General features: G+C 45.5%; 14 protein-coding genes and 1 riboswitch. Of the genes, 5 read left to right on the top strand and 9 right to left on the bottom strand.

Going from position 1 to position 16,110, the window contains the following annotated elements; genetic code table 11:
- Positions 1–224 precede the first annotated feature (224 nt).
- Positions 225–1,727: an IS5 family transposase gene (locus ABNK31_RS09025; protein WP_418895323.1), complete on the top strand. Its 1,503-nt coding sequence runs from the start codon at positions 225–227 to the stop codon at positions 1,725–1,727.
- A gap of 263 nt (positions 1,728–1,990) precedes the next feature.
- Positions 1,991–2,746, top strand: a complete 756-nt coding sequence (locus tag ABNK31_RS09030) for a hypothetical protein (RefSeq protein WP_418895324.1) — start codon at positions 1,991–1,993, stop codon at positions 2,744–2,746.
- A 556-nt stretch (positions 2,747–3,302) separates the two neighbouring features.
- Here the strand turns inward: ABNK31_RS09030 and ABNK31_RS09035 are convergent.
- Entirely contained in the window at positions 3,303–4,973 is a 1,671-nt protein-coding gene (locus ABNK31_RS09035; RefSeq protein WP_418895325.1) for a putative transporter, read from the bottom strand.
- A gap of 264 nt (positions 4,974–5,237) precedes the next feature.
- A riboswitch (cobalamin riboswitch) is annotated at positions 5,238–5,431 on the bottom strand.
- A 70-nt stretch (positions 5,432–5,501) separates the two neighbouring features.
- A complete protein-coding gene (locus ABNK31_RS09040) occupies positions 5,502–6,641 on the bottom strand; it encodes a 5-methyltetrahydropteroyltriglutamate--homocysteine S-methyltransferase (RefSeq protein WP_418895326.1) in 1,140 nt (379 codons plus the stop codon).
- A gap of 235 nt (positions 6,642–6,876) precedes the next feature.
- Between ABNK31_RS09040 and ABNK31_RS09045 the strand changes: the two genes are divergently transcribed.
- Positions 6,877–7,338, top strand: a complete 462-nt coding sequence (locus tag ABNK31_RS09045; RefSeq protein ID WP_418895327.1) for an Lrp/AsnC family transcriptional regulator — start codon at positions 6,877–6,879, stop codon at positions 7,336–7,338.
- 126 nt (positions 7,339–7,464) lie between these two features.
- Positions 7,465–9,165 (top strand): AAA family ATPase, encoded by a 1,701-nt coding sequence (locus ABNK31_RS09050; protein WP_418895328.1) that lies wholly within the window; start codon positions 7,465–7,467, stop codon positions 9,163–9,165.
- A 12-nt stretch (positions 9,166–9,177) separates the two neighbouring features.
- Here the strand turns inward: ABNK31_RS09050 and nrdF are convergent, their stop codons facing one another.
- The 5 genes from nrdF to ABNK31_RS09075 all read right to left on the bottom strand — a co-directional run bounded on the left by nrdF (position 9,178) and on the right by ABNK31_RS09075 (position 14,038).
- Positions 9,178–10,173 carry a class 1b ribonucleoside-diphosphate reductase subunit beta gene (gene nrdF, locus ABNK31_RS09055; protein WP_321579360.1) on the bottom strand — a complete coding sequence of 332 codons (996 nt, stop codon included), beginning with the start codon at positions 10,171–10,173 and terminating at the stop codon, positions 9,178–9,180.
- A 191-nt stretch (positions 10,174–10,364) separates the two neighbouring features.
- Positions 10,365–12,455 (bottom strand): class 1b ribonucleoside-diphosphate reductase subunit alpha, encoded by a 2,091-nt coding sequence (gene nrdE, locus ABNK31_RS09060; RefSeq protein WP_418895329.1) that lies wholly within the window; start codon positions 12,453–12,455, stop codon positions 10,365–10,367.
- Between the two features lie 75 nt (positions 12,456–12,530).
- Positions 12,531–12,917 carry a class Ib ribonucleoside-diphosphate reductase assembly flavoprotein NrdI gene (nrdI, locus tag ABNK31_RS09065; protein ID WP_418895330.1) on the bottom strand — a complete coding sequence of 129 codons (387 nt, stop codon included), beginning with the start codon at positions 12,915–12,917 and terminating at the stop codon, positions 12,531–12,533.
- The gene (locus tag ABNK31_RS09070) at positions 12,914–13,153 is read right to left on the bottom strand and encodes a thioredoxin family protein (protein WP_321578969.1); all 240 of its coding nucleotides are present in this window, start codon (positions 13,151–13,153) and stop codon (positions 12,914–12,916) included. The genes nrdI and ABNK31_RS09070 overlap by 4 nt, the downstream gene beginning before the upstream one ends.
- A 612-nt stretch (positions 13,154–13,765) precedes the next feature.
- Positions 13,766–14,038, bottom strand: a complete 273-nt coding sequence (locus ABNK31_RS09075) for a hypothetical protein (protein ID WP_418895331.1) — start codon at positions 14,036–14,038, stop codon at positions 13,766–13,768.
- A 191-nt stretch (positions 14,039–14,229) separates the two neighbouring features.
- Between ABNK31_RS09075 and ABNK31_RS09080 the strand changes: the two genes are divergently transcribed.
- Positions 14,230–14,916 (top strand): hypothetical protein, encoded by a 687-nt coding sequence (locus tag ABNK31_RS09080; RefSeq protein WP_418895332.1) that lies wholly within the window; start codon positions 14,230–14,232, stop codon positions 14,914–14,916.
- 230 nt (positions 14,917–15,146) lie between these two features.
- On the opposite strand, the gene ABNK31_RS09085 is transcribed toward ABNK31_RS09080, so the two are convergent.
- Both ABNK31_RS09085 and ABNK31_RS09090 read right to left on the bottom strand, forming a co-directional pair.
- On the bottom strand, positions 15,147–15,398 hold the full coding sequence (locus tag ABNK31_RS09085; RefSeq protein ID WP_418895333.1) for a peptidoglycan bridge formation glycyltransferase FemA/FemB family protein: 252 nt from the start codon (positions 15,396–15,398) through the stop codon (positions 15,147–15,149).
- Positions 15,398–15,835: a peptidoglycan bridge formation glycyltransferase FemA/FemB family protein gene (locus ABNK31_RS09090; RefSeq protein WP_418895334.1), complete on the bottom strand. Its 438-nt coding sequence runs from the start codon at positions 15,833–15,835 to the stop codon at positions 15,398–15,400. Before ABNK31_RS09090 ends, ABNK31_RS09085 begins: the two co-directional genes overlap by 1 nt.
- Positions 15,836–16,110 lie beyond the last annotated feature (275 nt).

A 16,110-nucleotide genomic window follows, 5' to 3' on the forward strand; every position in this document is an offset into this window, starting at 1 on the left:
CTATAGAATCATTATGAATATAAGGGTCTTAATTCCTCATAACGTTTAAAGAGTTTATTGTGATAAACAGAAGCGAGGTTAACCTCGCTTCTGTTTATATTTTCATTATTAATTAGGGTCTGCTGAACAAATGGTCTTTATGCTTAAAATCAGCAAAATAAGTCCTTTATAATTTGTATAACTGCAATAAAATGAGTATTTTTACTCCATAATGCTTGCAATTTATGATACGATACAAGAGTCCCCTGCAACTTTCAATTTCAGAGTTCAAGATGCCTTTCGAGGCAAAATTGGATGAGCATAACCGTTGGGTTGTGCTTTCAAAAATAGTACCCTGGGAGGAGTTTTCGCGGCTCTATTACAAAAACTTCAGGAGCAACCGGGGTGCGCCCACCAAGGATGCCCGTCTTGTACTGGGAGTGATTGTCATCAAGCACATCATCAAGGCGGACGACCGTGGAGTGATCGAGATAATCCGTGAAAATCCTTACATGCAGTATTTTCTCGGACTCGAGGCTTTCACCCATGAACCGGTAATGACACCATCACTGTTGGTATCCATCAGGAAGCGCATCGACCTGGATGTGTTCGAGTCTCTGACGGATGATCTGATAAGGAAGGGATTGAGACTCAAAACCGGGTCGCAACCGGATGATACCGGCATGAAAGTAGAGGATGAAGGTGATAATGATGATCAGGCCCCGCATCCGGGGAACAAGGGGAAGCTCCAGATGGATGCAACCGTCTGTGACGCGGATATCAAGTATCCCACCGACCTGGACCTGTTGAACGATAGCCGTCAGAAGGCCGAGGAGCTGATAGATGAACTGTGTTTGAAGTTGGACCTTCAAGATAAACCCCGTACCTATAGAAGGGTTGCCCGTAAGGATTTTTTGAACGTGTCAAAAATGAAAAGAAAACCGGCCAACGTGTTACGCAAGGCCATACGCAAGCAGATCAACTACCTGAAACGGGATATAGGTTCCATCAACAGGATACTTGACAGCATGGGGGATACGCCGATTCCTTTCGACAGGATGCAAATGAAATATTTTTTTGTCATCCAGCACTTGCTGGAACAGCAGGAAACAATGTACAGGAAGAGAAGCCATCAAGTGGAGGACCGCATCGTTAGCATTCACCAGCCGCATGTCCGCCCCATCGTCCGTGGTAAGACGAAGGCGAAAACGGAGTTTGGCGCCAAGATAAATATCAGCCTGGTGGATGGATATGTCCGGGTGGACCATTTTGACTGGGATGCCTTCAACGAGGGGCAGGATCTCCAGGCACAGGTTGAACGGTTCAGGGAACTGACCGGGAAGTATCCGGAGTTGGTCCAGGTGGACAAGATTTATCTCACCCGGGAGAACCGCCGATTTTTGAAAGAGAAAAGGATCCGGTTCACCGGCGAGCCACTGGGCAGAAAGCCGGTGAAGGAAAGCAAGACCGCGTATCAAAAACGTAAAGAGCGACAGCAAGCGGCCGAACGCAACCAGGTTGAAGGAAAGTTCGGTCAGGGCAAGCGTGGATATAATCTCAATAATATCCGGGCTAGATTGTCCACTACGTCAAACAGTTGGATAGGAGCTATCATTTTTGTGTTGAACCTGATCCGGCACATGAGGGATATCCCTCTATCTATTTTTGTCCCGATCCTATCAAACATAATGAAACTGAGAAATATAAACTTGCATTCCGTTAAGCCACAAATGAGATTTTGTGCATGAGCGGGAATTAATAAGCAAACCCTAATTATATGATTATTTATTTAGAATATAATTTGAGTGAAGTGAGAAAATGCAAAAGGATTTATCCATTTGAGGATATATTGGAAAATACTATATGTCAAAGAGTTTCCTCTCGTTAATATTACTAATTAATTTAAAGAACGGGGATATAATTTCTTGACTTGTTACAAAAATGACAGATATAAAAATGATAATAGAATTTCATAATAAACAACGGTTCTCAATTCGATAAGATTGCACTAATGAAATATACAGATATAAAAAAAATATGGATTGCTATTCTCCTTCTTTATATATACATCTTGCCGATAATCTGTCAAGAACGTCGGCAAGATTCCTTAACTATTCAACGTTCCCCAATACATACAGAAACACCTACCGTATATAGTCCCATCCCTGAATGGGAATTCAATTTATCGAGACCCGAAATAATTAAGGGGAAACCAATACTCGAAGAAGCACCTGTTATCTACCGGATGCCTTCTGTCCCAGCCCTTTCCATCAGCAGCTATCACCTATTTTTTTCGAACGCTGTAGATCCCAACGCAATACTATTTAGGACAGACAATAATAGCCCTCATGCCCTTTACCTATATGGCAGGGTGGAAGAAATACCCGGAATAGCCATTGTAAATAGTGCAACGGTCGGCATTATCTTGCAGCCAACCGAATATTGGAATATGAATGTAGGTGGGTCTGCGTATAGATTCAGGAATTTAAAAGGATTATATAATGACTTTACAATAAACGCTTCAACCCATATAGAAATTTCGGATATAATCGGATTAAATATTTTCGGAAGTTATTCGACTAACGCAAGACTAAACGCACATCCAGGGGAACTTAAGTATTCCCCATTTGCCCCAACTACACATTATGGAGGAAGTATTCAATATCAAAAATCCAATAAATTCAGCTTAGAAACCGGAATAAAACGAGAACTTAATGTTTGGACAAACGAATGGGAAAGTATCATTTTCATTAGATCTAATTTTTAGAAAACACCATATAAAAGAAACAAAAATATATTAGAAGTTCAAGTTTCGCAAGTGTGTTTGTAATCGTTGCAACTCAAACGGAGCCCTTTAGATGTTTTGTGGGGACCCGGCGTTCGCAACGAGTGTAAAAAGAGGAGCTGTTTGAGCGAAGCGAGTTCTACTCTTTTAGCGAACGAGAACGATACCGGGTCACAAAACATCGGGAGGCGAAGGTGAGTTGCAACGATATGGCTTGCGAAACTTGAATTAGAAGAAGAATATTAATTTTTTAAAAGCATAACTTGTAATGAAAAGGAGGTGTGTATTATTATGGGGATTCCGTGTCAAGCGCGGAATGACGAAAGAAGGTAGATGAAAAAAGGCATCGCGCTGTGGAAAGCCGTTTGACCGGAAAAAACAGTAAGGACGTTAGTTACTAACGCCCTTACCTCGTCGAATAATAAAAATTGAAGAAAATCACACTAAAACGCCTTTAAAGAAACCCACTTTCAACAAGCAAAAATCTCCCCGGCACTCCAATGTTTTACGAATATAGTCTGTGTCATTGCAATCACCCTTACAAAAAGATCAACACCAACATCTGAGCCGATATCACACGGAGAAACATCGTCAACGGATATACCGTAGAATAAGCTACGGCCGGTGCATCATTATCTGCCAGCGAATTAGCATACGCCAGGGCGGGAGGATCGGTCATACTTCCCGATAACAGTCCCATCAACGTAAAGTAATTCAAATTGAGCACCTTCTTGCCTATATATCCGGTGATCAACAATGGAATAATGGTGATAATAAAACCACAAGCAATCCAAAGCAATCCGTCGGCGGAAACAACCGTTTCTACGAACTGTCCTCCGGAGCCAATGCCGACACTTGCCAGAAAGAGAGCAATACCCATTTCCCTCAGCATCAGATTTGCGCTTTGGGTGGTATAGGTAACCATTTTCAGTTTATACCCAAACCGGGCCAAGAGAATCGCTACGATTAACGGGCCGCCTGCAAGTCCCAATTTCACCGGCATCGGAATGCCGGGAACAAAAAAAGGAATACTGCCTGCTAAAACCCCCAATACAATGCCCATGAAAAAGGAAAAGATATGGGGATGATCCAGCCGCTTGAGGGTGTTCCCGAGTATATCTTCCACTTTTTTTATGGCATCCAGTTCGCCGACCACCGTGACTTTATCTCCTACCTGCAAGACAAGATTGGGACCGGCCAGCAGATCGATACCCGAACGATGGACACGGGTAACATTCACGCCCAGCATGGAGCGGAACTGCAAATCGCTGACCGTCTTTCCATTTATATTGTTTTGAGTAATGATAATGCGACGCGAAACAAGCACTTTTTCCGACTCTTTCCAGTCGAGCTCGGTCGTCTCTCCCAGAAAAGCGACCACCGCTTCCGCAGCGGCTTTGGATGTTATCACAAAAAGGATATCTCCCTGTTGCAATACGGTATTGCCGATGGGCACCGAATAATGTCCGTCGCGCATCATTCGCGACGCAATAAAGTTCCATCCTATCAGCGCCTTTATGTCATGAAGCTTCCGTCCGTCGAAATGTTTATTCGTCAATTTGACCGTCAAAAATTCAATTTTCTCCGATTGGGAATCATTGGTATCGGATACCTCCCGGTTCTCCTTTTTCAAATCGACTTTGAACACAAACCGAATCAGCAACAACGACAAAATAATCCCTGTAACTCCCAAGGGATATGCCACTGCATATCCTAAGGCGATAGGCTCTTCCGCCCTCCCCGACGAAGCTAACTGACTCAGAGCTTCCTGAGCGGCTCCGAGTCCGGGCGTATTGGTAACCGCCCCGGATAATATCCCGACCATCATCGGCATCGATATCCGCCCGTCGAGCAGATAATATAAGGCAATCGTGACGCCTACTCCGAGAAAAACCACCGTAACGGCCAAGGCATTCAATTTCATTCCTCCTTTCTTTAAGGAAGAGAAGAAACCGGGGCCGACTTGCAAGCCGATGGAAAAAACAAACAGAATGAGTCCGAATTCCCGGACAAAATGTAGAATATCATGATGGATGGTAAATCCGAGATGCCCGATAAACAGTCCGACAAACAAGACAAAGGTCACGCCCAGGGAAATACCGAAAATTTTAATTTTCCCCAGCGCCACCCCTGCACTGATAATAAACGCATACAAAAGAATGCTATGCGCAACGCCATCCTCAAAAAGAAGCGAATAAAGCCATTCCATCCTTATCCCTTACTTTTATGACCGGTAAACAAACAGCCGGAACTTTCGTACACATTTATCCTTTCACAACGGCTATCTTTTCGCGGATAGCCCAGTATTGATATTTGCATTACTTTTAACTTTTTAAAATAAATAGCTAAGAACTCTTTTCGGAACTCTGTAATGCAAGCGCTGATAAAATAATGTGAGGTAATAAAAGGACATACTTTCCCTTCACACGAAGAAGAATAGTATACACCTGACAACCTGCTTTTAACGCGAAGCATTGTCCATCCGGATGAAGGCAGGTTTCCTGACTTGCACGATTTCTGCTATCCTTCCCATCCCGAACGTCGGAACAGTGGATTTTAACGGGGCAGAAATATTCGGCGTGCTTACAGTTGCGCGACAGCTCACGATTTGCACGTGATTCCCTATTATCCCTTTTCTAAAAGGGCACCTTATCGGTTGAAGAAATTATAAAAAGAACTTTTGACTCGCAAAGATAACTAAAAAAACATCCATATCCTCGAAATATCTTTGCTATTTTTATGAACACCCCTCCTTCCGGTCACTCCAGACTTCCGCAGCAATATCGGAAATAAGCCGGACCTTGTCCCATTGTTGCTGTTCGGTTAGTTTGTTTCCTTCTTCGGTAGAGGCGAATCCGCATTGAGGACTCAAGTAAAGCCTATCCAACGGAACAAATTGCGACGCTTCCCTTATTCGAGCCTTAATCTGCTCTTTTGCTTCGAGTTCGGGATGCTTGCTGGTTATCAACCCGAGAACCACTTTCTTATTACCCGATACAAACCGCAAAGGTTCAAAACCGCCCGAACGTTCATCATCGAATTCAAGGAAGAACGAATCCACGTTTTCTTTTCCGAACAACACTTCCGCCACCGGTTCGTATCCGCCCGATGAAGCCCATGTGGAATGATAGTTGCCGCGGCAAACATGGGTCGATAGCTTCAGGTCGGCCGGCAGATCTTTTAAAGCATCGTTATTCAGCTTCAGATAGGTTTCCTTTAAATCTTCCACATTATAATTTGCACCCGCCATTGTCGCCCAGAAGTTTTTATCGCACAACATGCCCCACGTACAATCATCCAATTTCAAATCGCGGCATCCCAGTTCATAAAAGGCAAGAATCGCTTCGTGATACGCATGTGAAATGTCTGCAAATAATACCTTCCTGTCCGGATAAATCTCATTTACCTTCTCTTCGTTTACCCCTCGGACTAATTCGGCATACAACTGCGCGGGAGCCGGTATGCTCTGACGCGCCTCAATGCCTTCTCCTGCATTTTCTTTCAAAAAACGAAAATGCGCCAAAAAAGGATGCTCGGCCGTAAAACGAATTTTGCCGCTCAAGCGCGCCGAATCATCGCGGGTCTCTTCGCCATGAAACAGATATCCCTGCCCCATATTGACGTGCTCAACGCCTTCGAAGCCCCAGAAGAAATCCAGATGCCAATAACTTCTGCGAAACTCACCATCACTGACAACGGTGAGTCCCGCTTCCTTTTGTTTGTCAATCAGCTTCAGAATTTCCTCATCCTCCACTGCGGAAAGTTCCTGACGGCTGATTGTTCCCTGTGCAAATTGTTCCCTCGCTTCTTTTAAGCGTTCGGGACGTAAAAAACTGCCGACCGTATCGGCTCTGCTTGTTGTTTGATGATTACACATAATTGTTTAAGATGTATGATATATAATGTATGACGTCACCGGTCTTTAGTCTCCAGTCTGCGGTCATTAGACGTTAGACCTTTGATGTCCGACTTCATTTGCAAAGATAGCCATTTTCACTATTCAATCTATCAAATGCGATAAATACGGAAAATATATCTATATTTGCATCATTTCATCGATTTTCATTCTGAAAAGAGCTGATTTTACTGATTAAAACAGAATAATTATTTATATGGCAGCAATAGACGAAACAGACATTAAGTTATTAACGATCCTGCAAGAAAGCTCCAACCTGACGACAAAAGAAATCGCCTCCCAAGTCAACCTGTCGCCGACGCCCGTTTTCGAGCGGATAAAGAAACTGGAAAAGGAAGGATATATCAAAAAATACATCGCCGTGCTCGATGAAGAGAAACTAAACAACGGTTTTGCCGTTTTCTGCAATATCCGCCTTAAACAGCATAGCAAAGAATACGGAAAAGAATTTATCTCGGCCGTCATGTCCATCAAGGAAATCACCGAATGCTACAACACCTCGGGCGAATATGATTTTATGGTCAAGATTCACGTCAAAGACATGAAGCATTATCAGGATTTCGTGTTGAACACCTTAGGCGGGATAGACTGCATCGGCCACCTCAACAGCACGTTCGTATTGGGAACCATCAAACAACAGTATGCCATACCGATTTGACCGGTATCGTTTTCCGCCGTTAGACGCATAAAGGCTCCTTTTCTTTACGGAACATTCGCTCCGCTTCGTATCCTTTTCAACAGAAATAATAATTACCTTTGTAAACAACAAATAAACAAGATCAGCATGGACACATCCAGACGTTTACCTTACGGCATCAGCAATTTCGCCCGCTTAATAGAAGACAACTATTATTATGTGGACAAGACGTCCTATATCGAATCATTGGAGCGGGAAGCCAATCCCTATCAATTCTTTATCCGCCCGCGTAAATTCGGGAAGAGCCTGTTCTTATCGATGTTGTCGTGGTATTATGACATCAACAGCGCAAACCGTTTCGAAGAGCTTTTCGGTCGGTTTTACATCGGCAGCCATCCCACGCCGGAGCGCAACAGCTACCTGGTCATGGCATTTAACTTCTCGGGGGTCGATACGCACGATGAAGAGACCTTCCGAAAGTCCTTCGCCAATGTCGTGCAGCAATCGGCTATCGGCTTTTTGTCTAAATACCGCATTATCTTCGCAAACGCCGATGAATTGATCCGGAATATAAATGAAACGCAGCCGGGCATAGCTGTGCTACGCATAGCCTATGATGCGGCGAATGATGTGGGCCGGAAAATCTTCGTCATCATCGACGAGTACGACCATTTCGCCAATGACCTGATCGCAATGGGGGTGGATGCCATCTATAAGAAGCAGGTGCGTGCCAACGGTATCGTACGCGATTTTTATGAAACGTTGAAGATCGGTACTTCCGATGCGGTGGGTCGCATTTTCATCACCGGCATCTCGCCCGTAATGATCGACGACCTAACCAGCGGCTTTAACATCGCCTCGAACCTGACGGTGGAGGAGCGCTATAACGAGATGCTTGGTTTTACCCAAGCAGAAGTCGAAGGCATTATAAAAGAAACAGGCCTGAACAGAAAACTGGCAAAGGTGGATATCCAAAACTATTATGACGGATATAAGTTCCATAAGGATGCGCCCCGCAGGGTCTACAATCCGACCATGCTGCTATATTACTTCAACCAGTTACGCATGACCGGCAAAGAGCCGGAAAACATCATCGACGACAATCTGAAAACCGATTACGGGCGGCTTCAACGCCTCACAATGAACAGGGAAAACCGCGAAACGCTGCTGCAAATCATCCGCGACGACGGCATCTATTCGGAAATCAAAACCAAGTTCTCTATCGATAACCTCGCCGATACCGGACACTTTGTTTCGCTGCTGTTCTACATGGGACTGCTGACGATAGACAAGGCCGATCGCGGATTGCTATGGCTTAAAATCCCCAACTATTCCATCCGCACGATATACTGGGAATACCTTATGCAGATGATTGCGGACACGAACAGGGAGGTGCAACTGAACTTGTCGGAATGGCAGTTAGGGGTCAGGGATTTAGCGTATGACGGCAATGGGGTTCCGCTGCTCGACTATGTGAGCAAGAATATTTTCAGCAAGCTTTCCAACCGCGACCTGATGCGTTTCGACGAAAAATATATCAAGGTAATGCTGCTCTCGGTATTGTTTCAGTCGAAGATTTATCTTCCTTTCAGCGAACGGGAGGTGGAGGGCGGCTACATCGATATCTTCCTCGAACGCAGCTCACACCTGCCCGACATTCCCTACGAATGGATCATCGAGTTGAAGTATGTGAAGGAAAGCGATACGGACCGCCTGCCCGAAATAAGGAAAGCCTCGGCGGCGCAATTGGAGCGCTACGCCGCTTCGCCGCAGTTGGCCGGCAAGCCAGGTCTGCGAAAAGCCGTGTGGCTGTTCATCGGCAAGACGAAGTATGAAATCATCGAGTGAAACGGGGAGTTTCTAAATATCCAGTTGCAGCTCTTTCTCCAGATTGAAATCATCATGATGCAGATGAACGACCTCTAACGTCTTTTCATAGTTCGTCGATTTCTTCGAGAAGAAATCATGCTGCGTTGTTTCCACATTCAACCCATTTAATACGATCGGATTGACTTCCCCCACTTCATAACGGGGTTCGAAACCCAGATTCATCAACGCCTTGTTGCCATTATAACGAATATATTCCTTTACTTCAGCTCCCAGTCCTATATCACTGTAAACATGATCGGTATATTTCAATTCGTTTTCATAAAGCACATCCATCAACGCATACAGACCGGTTTGGAGCGATTCTTTTTTCTTGTCGCTGAACGTATCGAATATCTCCTGCGCCAATAAGCCGACGAACACGCCGTGAATCGACTCATCGGCAATAATCTTTTTGATGATGTCGCAACTGGCAACCATCTGCCCTTGCCCCGCCAACCATAAAGGAAGGAAAAATCCGCTGTAAAACAAGAATGTTTCCAGAAAAACGGAAGCGGCCAATGCCACGTATATATCTTCTTTGGAAACGTTCTCCTTGTCGAGTTTCCGGTAACGGGCATCGATGGTTTTGGCCTTGAACTGGAGTTGCTCGTTACTCGCCGCCCACTCGAAGACCGCATCGATCTCGGCGCTCGTGGTCACCGTAGTGAAAATGGTCGAATACGATTTGGCATGAATCGCCTCCATCATACACATGTAGGAAAGCACCGACCGGTTTTGCAACCCGTCGATGTGGTCGATGAGCTTGGGCATGCCCGTATGGCTCTGCAAAGTATCGAGCAGCGTCAGTCCGCCCAATGCTTTTTTGTAGGCTTCCCGCATTTCGGGCGAGAGCGACTTCCACGAATCGATATCCTTCGAGGGAATATACTCGGTATCGATCCAGAATTGCTTTAAGTTTTGTTCCCAGAACATTTCCACATAATCGTTCTCGGGAGTATTCCAGTTTACGGCTTTAAATTGTTTCATAATGCTTTATTATTGTCAACGGTCTCCGGTCTCCGGTCTTCAGTCTTCAGTCTCCGGTTGCCAGTCGCCGGACGGAACTCCGTCCATTCGTCATTCGTAATTTGTAATTTGTAATTTGTAATTTGTAATTTGTAATTCGTCATTCGTAATTCGTAATTTGTAATTCGTAATTTGTAATTTGTAATTGATAATTAAACGGAGCAGGAAACGCAGTCTTCCACCGTCGTCTTCCGTGTGCGGGTGTAGTACAACGATTTCAGTCCGATCTTATGAGCATAAATATAATATCGAGCCAAATCGCGAGTCGTATCGCTGCTCTTCGTGTGAAGGATGGTCGATATGCCTTGGTCGACATGCCGTTGAATGACGGAGATCAACCGCATCACCTTCATCTGATCCATATCGTAAGCCGATTTGTAGAAGAAATAATTGTCGTTGGTGAGGTAAGGCATGGGGTAAAACGACGTGCTGTCGCCATATTCGCGCACCTCTATGGTATCCACCACAGGCATCACCGAAGCCGTCGAACTCATAATGTACGAAGTCGATTGATTGGGCGCTATCGCCAACCGGTAAGCATGATACAGGCCGTGCTGCATAACCAGCTCTTTCAGGCGCGCCCAGTCGTCGACGGAAGGAACATAAATACCTTCGAAAAGCGCTTTCACTTGTTCGGTTTTCGGATGATAATTCCGTTCGAGATATTTGTCGAAGTACGTCCCTTTGGCATATTCCGACTTATCAAAGTCCTTAAACGTCACTCCCCTATCCCGGGCTATTTCCATCGAACGCTCCAGCGAATAGAAGTTCATCATCATAAAAAACACGTTGCAGAAGTCGAGCGCTTCGGTACTTTCGTACGAGATAAAGTTCTTCGCGAAAAAGCCGTGCAGGTTCATCGCCCCCAGCCCCACGCTGTGCAACTCTTCATTGGCTTTCTTGATAGACGGCACAATGTCGATATTCGAAATATCCGTCACGGTCGTCAACGAACTGACGGCTGTCTTCACCGCTTCGGCGATGCGTTTATTGTCCATGACCGTCACAATATTCAGCGACCCGAGGTTGCAGGAAATGCCGCGGCGGATGACATCCTCTTCGTAATAATCGTTAATCTCCGATACTTCCGACAACTGCATGATTTCGGTGCAAAGATTCGAGAATTTCACTTCGCCGATATCCTTCAACGCATGTTCGCGGTTGGCATTGTCCTTGAAGAAAAGATACGGATAGCCGCTTTCTTTCTGCGTCTGGGCTATTTTCACCAGCAACAGGCGGGCATTGAGCTTTTTCTTGCGCACGGCGGGATTATCGATCAATTCGGTATACATCTTATTCATATCCATATCGTCGAGATAGCAGCCGTATGCCTGATAGACGGTATGGGGATAGAAGACGTAAAACGGTTCGTCTTTTTCGGCAAGCTCCATGAACTTGTCGGGAATCACCACGCCGATTGACAACGATTTGATGCGTACTTTCTCATCCACATTGATCTTCTTGCAATCGAGAAACTCCTCGATATCGGAATGGAAGACGTTCAGATAAACCGCTCCGGCGCCGGGACGTTGCCCGAGCTGATTGGCATACGAAAACACATCTTCCAGCAACTTCATCACGGGCAAAACCCCGCTCGCACGGCCTTCGACACCCTTTATGGCTTCCGAACGGCCGCGAAGCTTGGAAATATTCAACGATACGCCCCCTCCTATCGACGATAGTTTCATCGATGAATGGATGGCATAGCCGATGCCGTTGAGGCTGTCGCCTATCTCATCCAAAAAACACGACACCAGCTCGCCGGAACGTTTCTTTCCGGCATTGAGGAAGGTCGGCGTCGCCGGCTGATATTCCTGGTTGATAAACAATTCGGCATACTCCAATGCCCGATCGATATCACCGTGCCCCAGGTAGAGTGCGGTACACGCCAGCCGGTCTTCATAGCGCTCGAGGAACTTCTCGCCGCTGTCGTCGCGCAAGGCGTAATTCTGGAAGAACTTAAACGCGCTGATATACGACGGGAAGCGGAACTTCTTGGCGTACATCAAATCATACACCCGCTTGATATCTTCGAAAGAATACACTTCGAGCAGGTTTTCATAATACTTGTTTTCGATGAGGTAATCGATTTTTTCCTTCAATGTATAGAAAAACACCGTGTTCTTATTGACATATTCCAGAAAATACGAACGGACGGCTTCTTTATCTTTTTCAAATTGAAACTCGTCATCCTTCTTAACCATTACCTGGTTGTTGAGCAATATCCAGTTTTTGACTTTCATAATCTAATTCCCTAATCTGCTAATCCGCTAATCTGCTAATTTACTAATTTGCTAATTTACTAATTTGCTAATTTGCTAATTTACTAATCTGCCCCTGTTCCGATAGCTGACCGCTTTCTCGATAAATATCTGTAAATCCTGCTCCAATCCGGACAGTTCGAACTTAAAGAGCAGGGGAATATCGTATTGCCGGGCAATTTTATCGGCGGCGAGGGCGAAATTCGGGCCCCAGTTCCTGTTTCCGCTCGACGAGACGGAAAGAACATACGGATGATTCTCTTGCAAAAAGCGTTCGGTCGATGCAGGGACACACCCTATTTTAGTAGTATAGGTAATTAAATGCCCTTTCTCCGAAACAACCGGTGCATCCGCCACTTTCACGCAATCCCATCCGGTCGAAGCCGATAATTTGCGCACGAACCGCTCCACATTACCCGTTTTACTGTCGTAGTAAATAATCATAATTGGGCAACTAACGTATTCAATTTATCCGGATCATATCCCACCACGCGTTCCAATTCAACATCTTCTTCCACCAACAACGTCGTAGGCACGGCGCGTATCTTATACTTCATCGCCAATTCGGGGCGGTTGAAAGGATTGACGGCTTCGAAGGCCACGTGCTTCTTTTCCAGAAATTGCGAAACCATTACGCAGGGATTGCAATCGTCTTTTTCAAACTTCACTACTTTTTTCATTTGTATACTATTTTATTTTGTCGTCCTGTCGGTACGGAATATCTTTTCAAATCTTGCGAGATATTACAACGACAAACATAGTAAAATGTTTTCAATAAAAATCAACTTTATAACATGTAAAAATAAAAAAGTTTTCCACTATTTTTCATATTCATTTATTTATCAGTTAATTATTTTTCATGATAGATAAAAAAATTATCTATTGAATTTATTTATCAAACCGTATAATATAAAAAATTGTCCGACATCCGACTTCTTCCGTCATCTTGAAGATCGCATTTGCCGCCCGTTCCTCGCCTCAGCCTCTATCTAAATTTCCAAAAAAAAGAAAGAACGGCGGGCTATGTATTATCCGCGGCCGTCCATCCTTCCCTTCCTGTCGGGGAAGGATTCGGGGATGGAACCGGGGGAGTATCGGAAGGACGAGGGGGTAGCCGGGGAAAGATAAAAAAGGCTTCTGACACATTACGGATAATCCTATAAAAAAATTAACACGAATTTGTTTTTTATATAATCTAAAACAGCTATATTTGCCCCGTTAAACATCGATGCCTGCCGTTTCATATACGACACACCGTAAATCAATAAACTTAATTATTGTAGGATATGAAACTATTCTTTACACCTATTAAATGGCCCATACATCGCCGCCGGTTTTAACCGATGCTGGCGTCGCAGCCCATCATACGGCGGCAAATCTCCATCATCACAGACCATCTCCGAGCGTTCCGACATGATCTCCGACTGCCATAATGGCATCTCCGAGTCGTCAAACGGTATCTCCGAGTCTCCGGATGACATCTCGGGGTCATTGGACGGTATCTCGGAGTCATCAAATGGTATCTCCGACTGCCACAATGGCATCTCCGGGTCGTCAAATGACATCTCTGAGTCACCGGATGACATCTCTGAGTCACCGGACGACATCTCGGGGTCACCGGACGGCATCTCGGGATCATCAAATGGTATCTCTGAGTGCCACAACGGCATCTCCGGACCGACAAATAATCGTTATCCGGATTCATAACAGAATTATAATTCATCCTAAAACGTTTTTAAATAAAAAACAGACAACTATGACACGTGATCAAATAAATCATTCCAATACCTTGCATACTGTTGAAAACCTGCTGACAGTCAATGTAACAAAAATTGCCGACATGCCGGCATTGCAGCAGGCGCATGTAAAATTGACAGGTATCAACACCAATATCGGTCAATACCAGCAGGAGCAAGCAGTCGATATAAAAGGATTAACCAAGTTGAAACAACTAAAAAAAGCAGACTTGGAAAATCGCACCATCAAGGTTAGTGATGCTTTGCATGCCTATGCCGTCGCCCAAAAGGACGTCAAGTTGGCATCGTTATCCGACCGGACATTATCGGAAGTGAAGTCTATTCGCGAAAGCGACTTGCCGGTAACGGCCAAAGCGATTTACACTGCGGCGAATCCCTTGGCCGAAGCTTTAGTGCCTTTCAAGACGACCGCCGACGAGATCACCGCATTGGGAGAAGCTGCCGAATCGTTTCCAAAGCATTATCCCGACAGGGAAACACTCATCGCTCAGCGAAAACAAGCCACATCCAACTTGAAAGCAAAAATAAAAGAAGGAATGGAATTGCTTCATAACGAAATCGATATACTGATGCTCCCGTTCCGCGCATCCGATCCGACGTTCTACGGCGAATACCGGAATGCACGCAGCATCATCAACATCCGGGGCGGAAAACCGGACAACAAAGATGAGCAGGATAAGAAATAAGGGACTGGGAGATAGAGAGACTAAGGGACGGAGGGACGGAGGGATGGAGGGACGGAGGGACTAAGGGACTAAGGGACAAGGGGCAGGACAAAAACTTTCCGGGAAAGCATCCTCCCCTTTGACCTTCTCCCGAATAATACCGGTAGAGGTTGGTTTCACGCTGTCCGAAACCGATTTTACGGTTATTCCTTTTCATCTATTACGTTCACTCGTTCTATTTGCATATACTTTCAATTTAGGTGATATCCCTGCGCGTTCATTTCGGAAGCTCGGAACAGAGCATATTGTTTTTCATCGAGGGGGTAGTCCCAACATCCGAGGCTGTGATAAATGTCTCCGCCGAAACCCGATTTGAACTTATACAATCCGAACAAGGGGTGCGACGGATCGGGTACGGGAGAGATTCCGAACAGGTCGTATTGCGTACATCCGGCGGCTTTCGAGGCTTTGAGGACTTCCCATTGCAACGCACACGCCGGCATCAGGTTACGATGCGACGAAGACGAAGCGCGCCATACAAGGAAGACCCGCGCGACCCGGTAATGGCCAGAAACATGGCTGCCAGGGGCCTATCGCCGTAAGAAGCGATGAGCAAACGCACATCGGCCGGCGAACGCCTATCTTGTGCCTTGGCCGCAAGTACCGCCTCGGAATACTTCATCTCGTTAATAAGGATGCGGTTGCGGACGGCCGTTTCCTTATATAATTCATGCCACGTGTCCCTTCCCTCCATGCCCTTCGAGGTTACGGAAACGCTCTTACGGGCAGCCAACTTGATATTATAGCGCGTTTTAGGCTTCATGCGCTGAAGCAATATATCGGCGTCGGGGCTGAGATCGAGATCGATCGTATGCGCCGGAAGGATGTTCGAGCCCGCCTTCTTGAATTTCCAGTTCTCCGTGTTAAAATTAAAACGCAATTCCTGAGCCGATATATCGGGATGTCCTTTCCAGATGCCGTTTTCGTCGAAATGTTCCGTTTCTTTCGCCTAATACGATTGCCAACACAAATCGTACCGGATAAGGAGGCAATTCTTCGGTAAAAACGAACGGAGCGATTCGGACAGTTCCTCCAAGAACATCCCCTGAAACTCTTCATCGGGTTCTCCAGCTCCGGCCCGTAAGGGACATACGCCACGCAGTGATCGCGCCCTATCGGTTGTATAACTACCAACACATCCGCCACAACGACTTC

Source organism: Limibacterium fermenti (assembly GCF_041902845.1).
Taxonomy (GTDB): domain Bacteria; phylum Bacteroidota; class Bacteroidia; order Bacteroidales; family Dysgonomonadaceae; genus Limibacterium; species Limibacterium fermenti.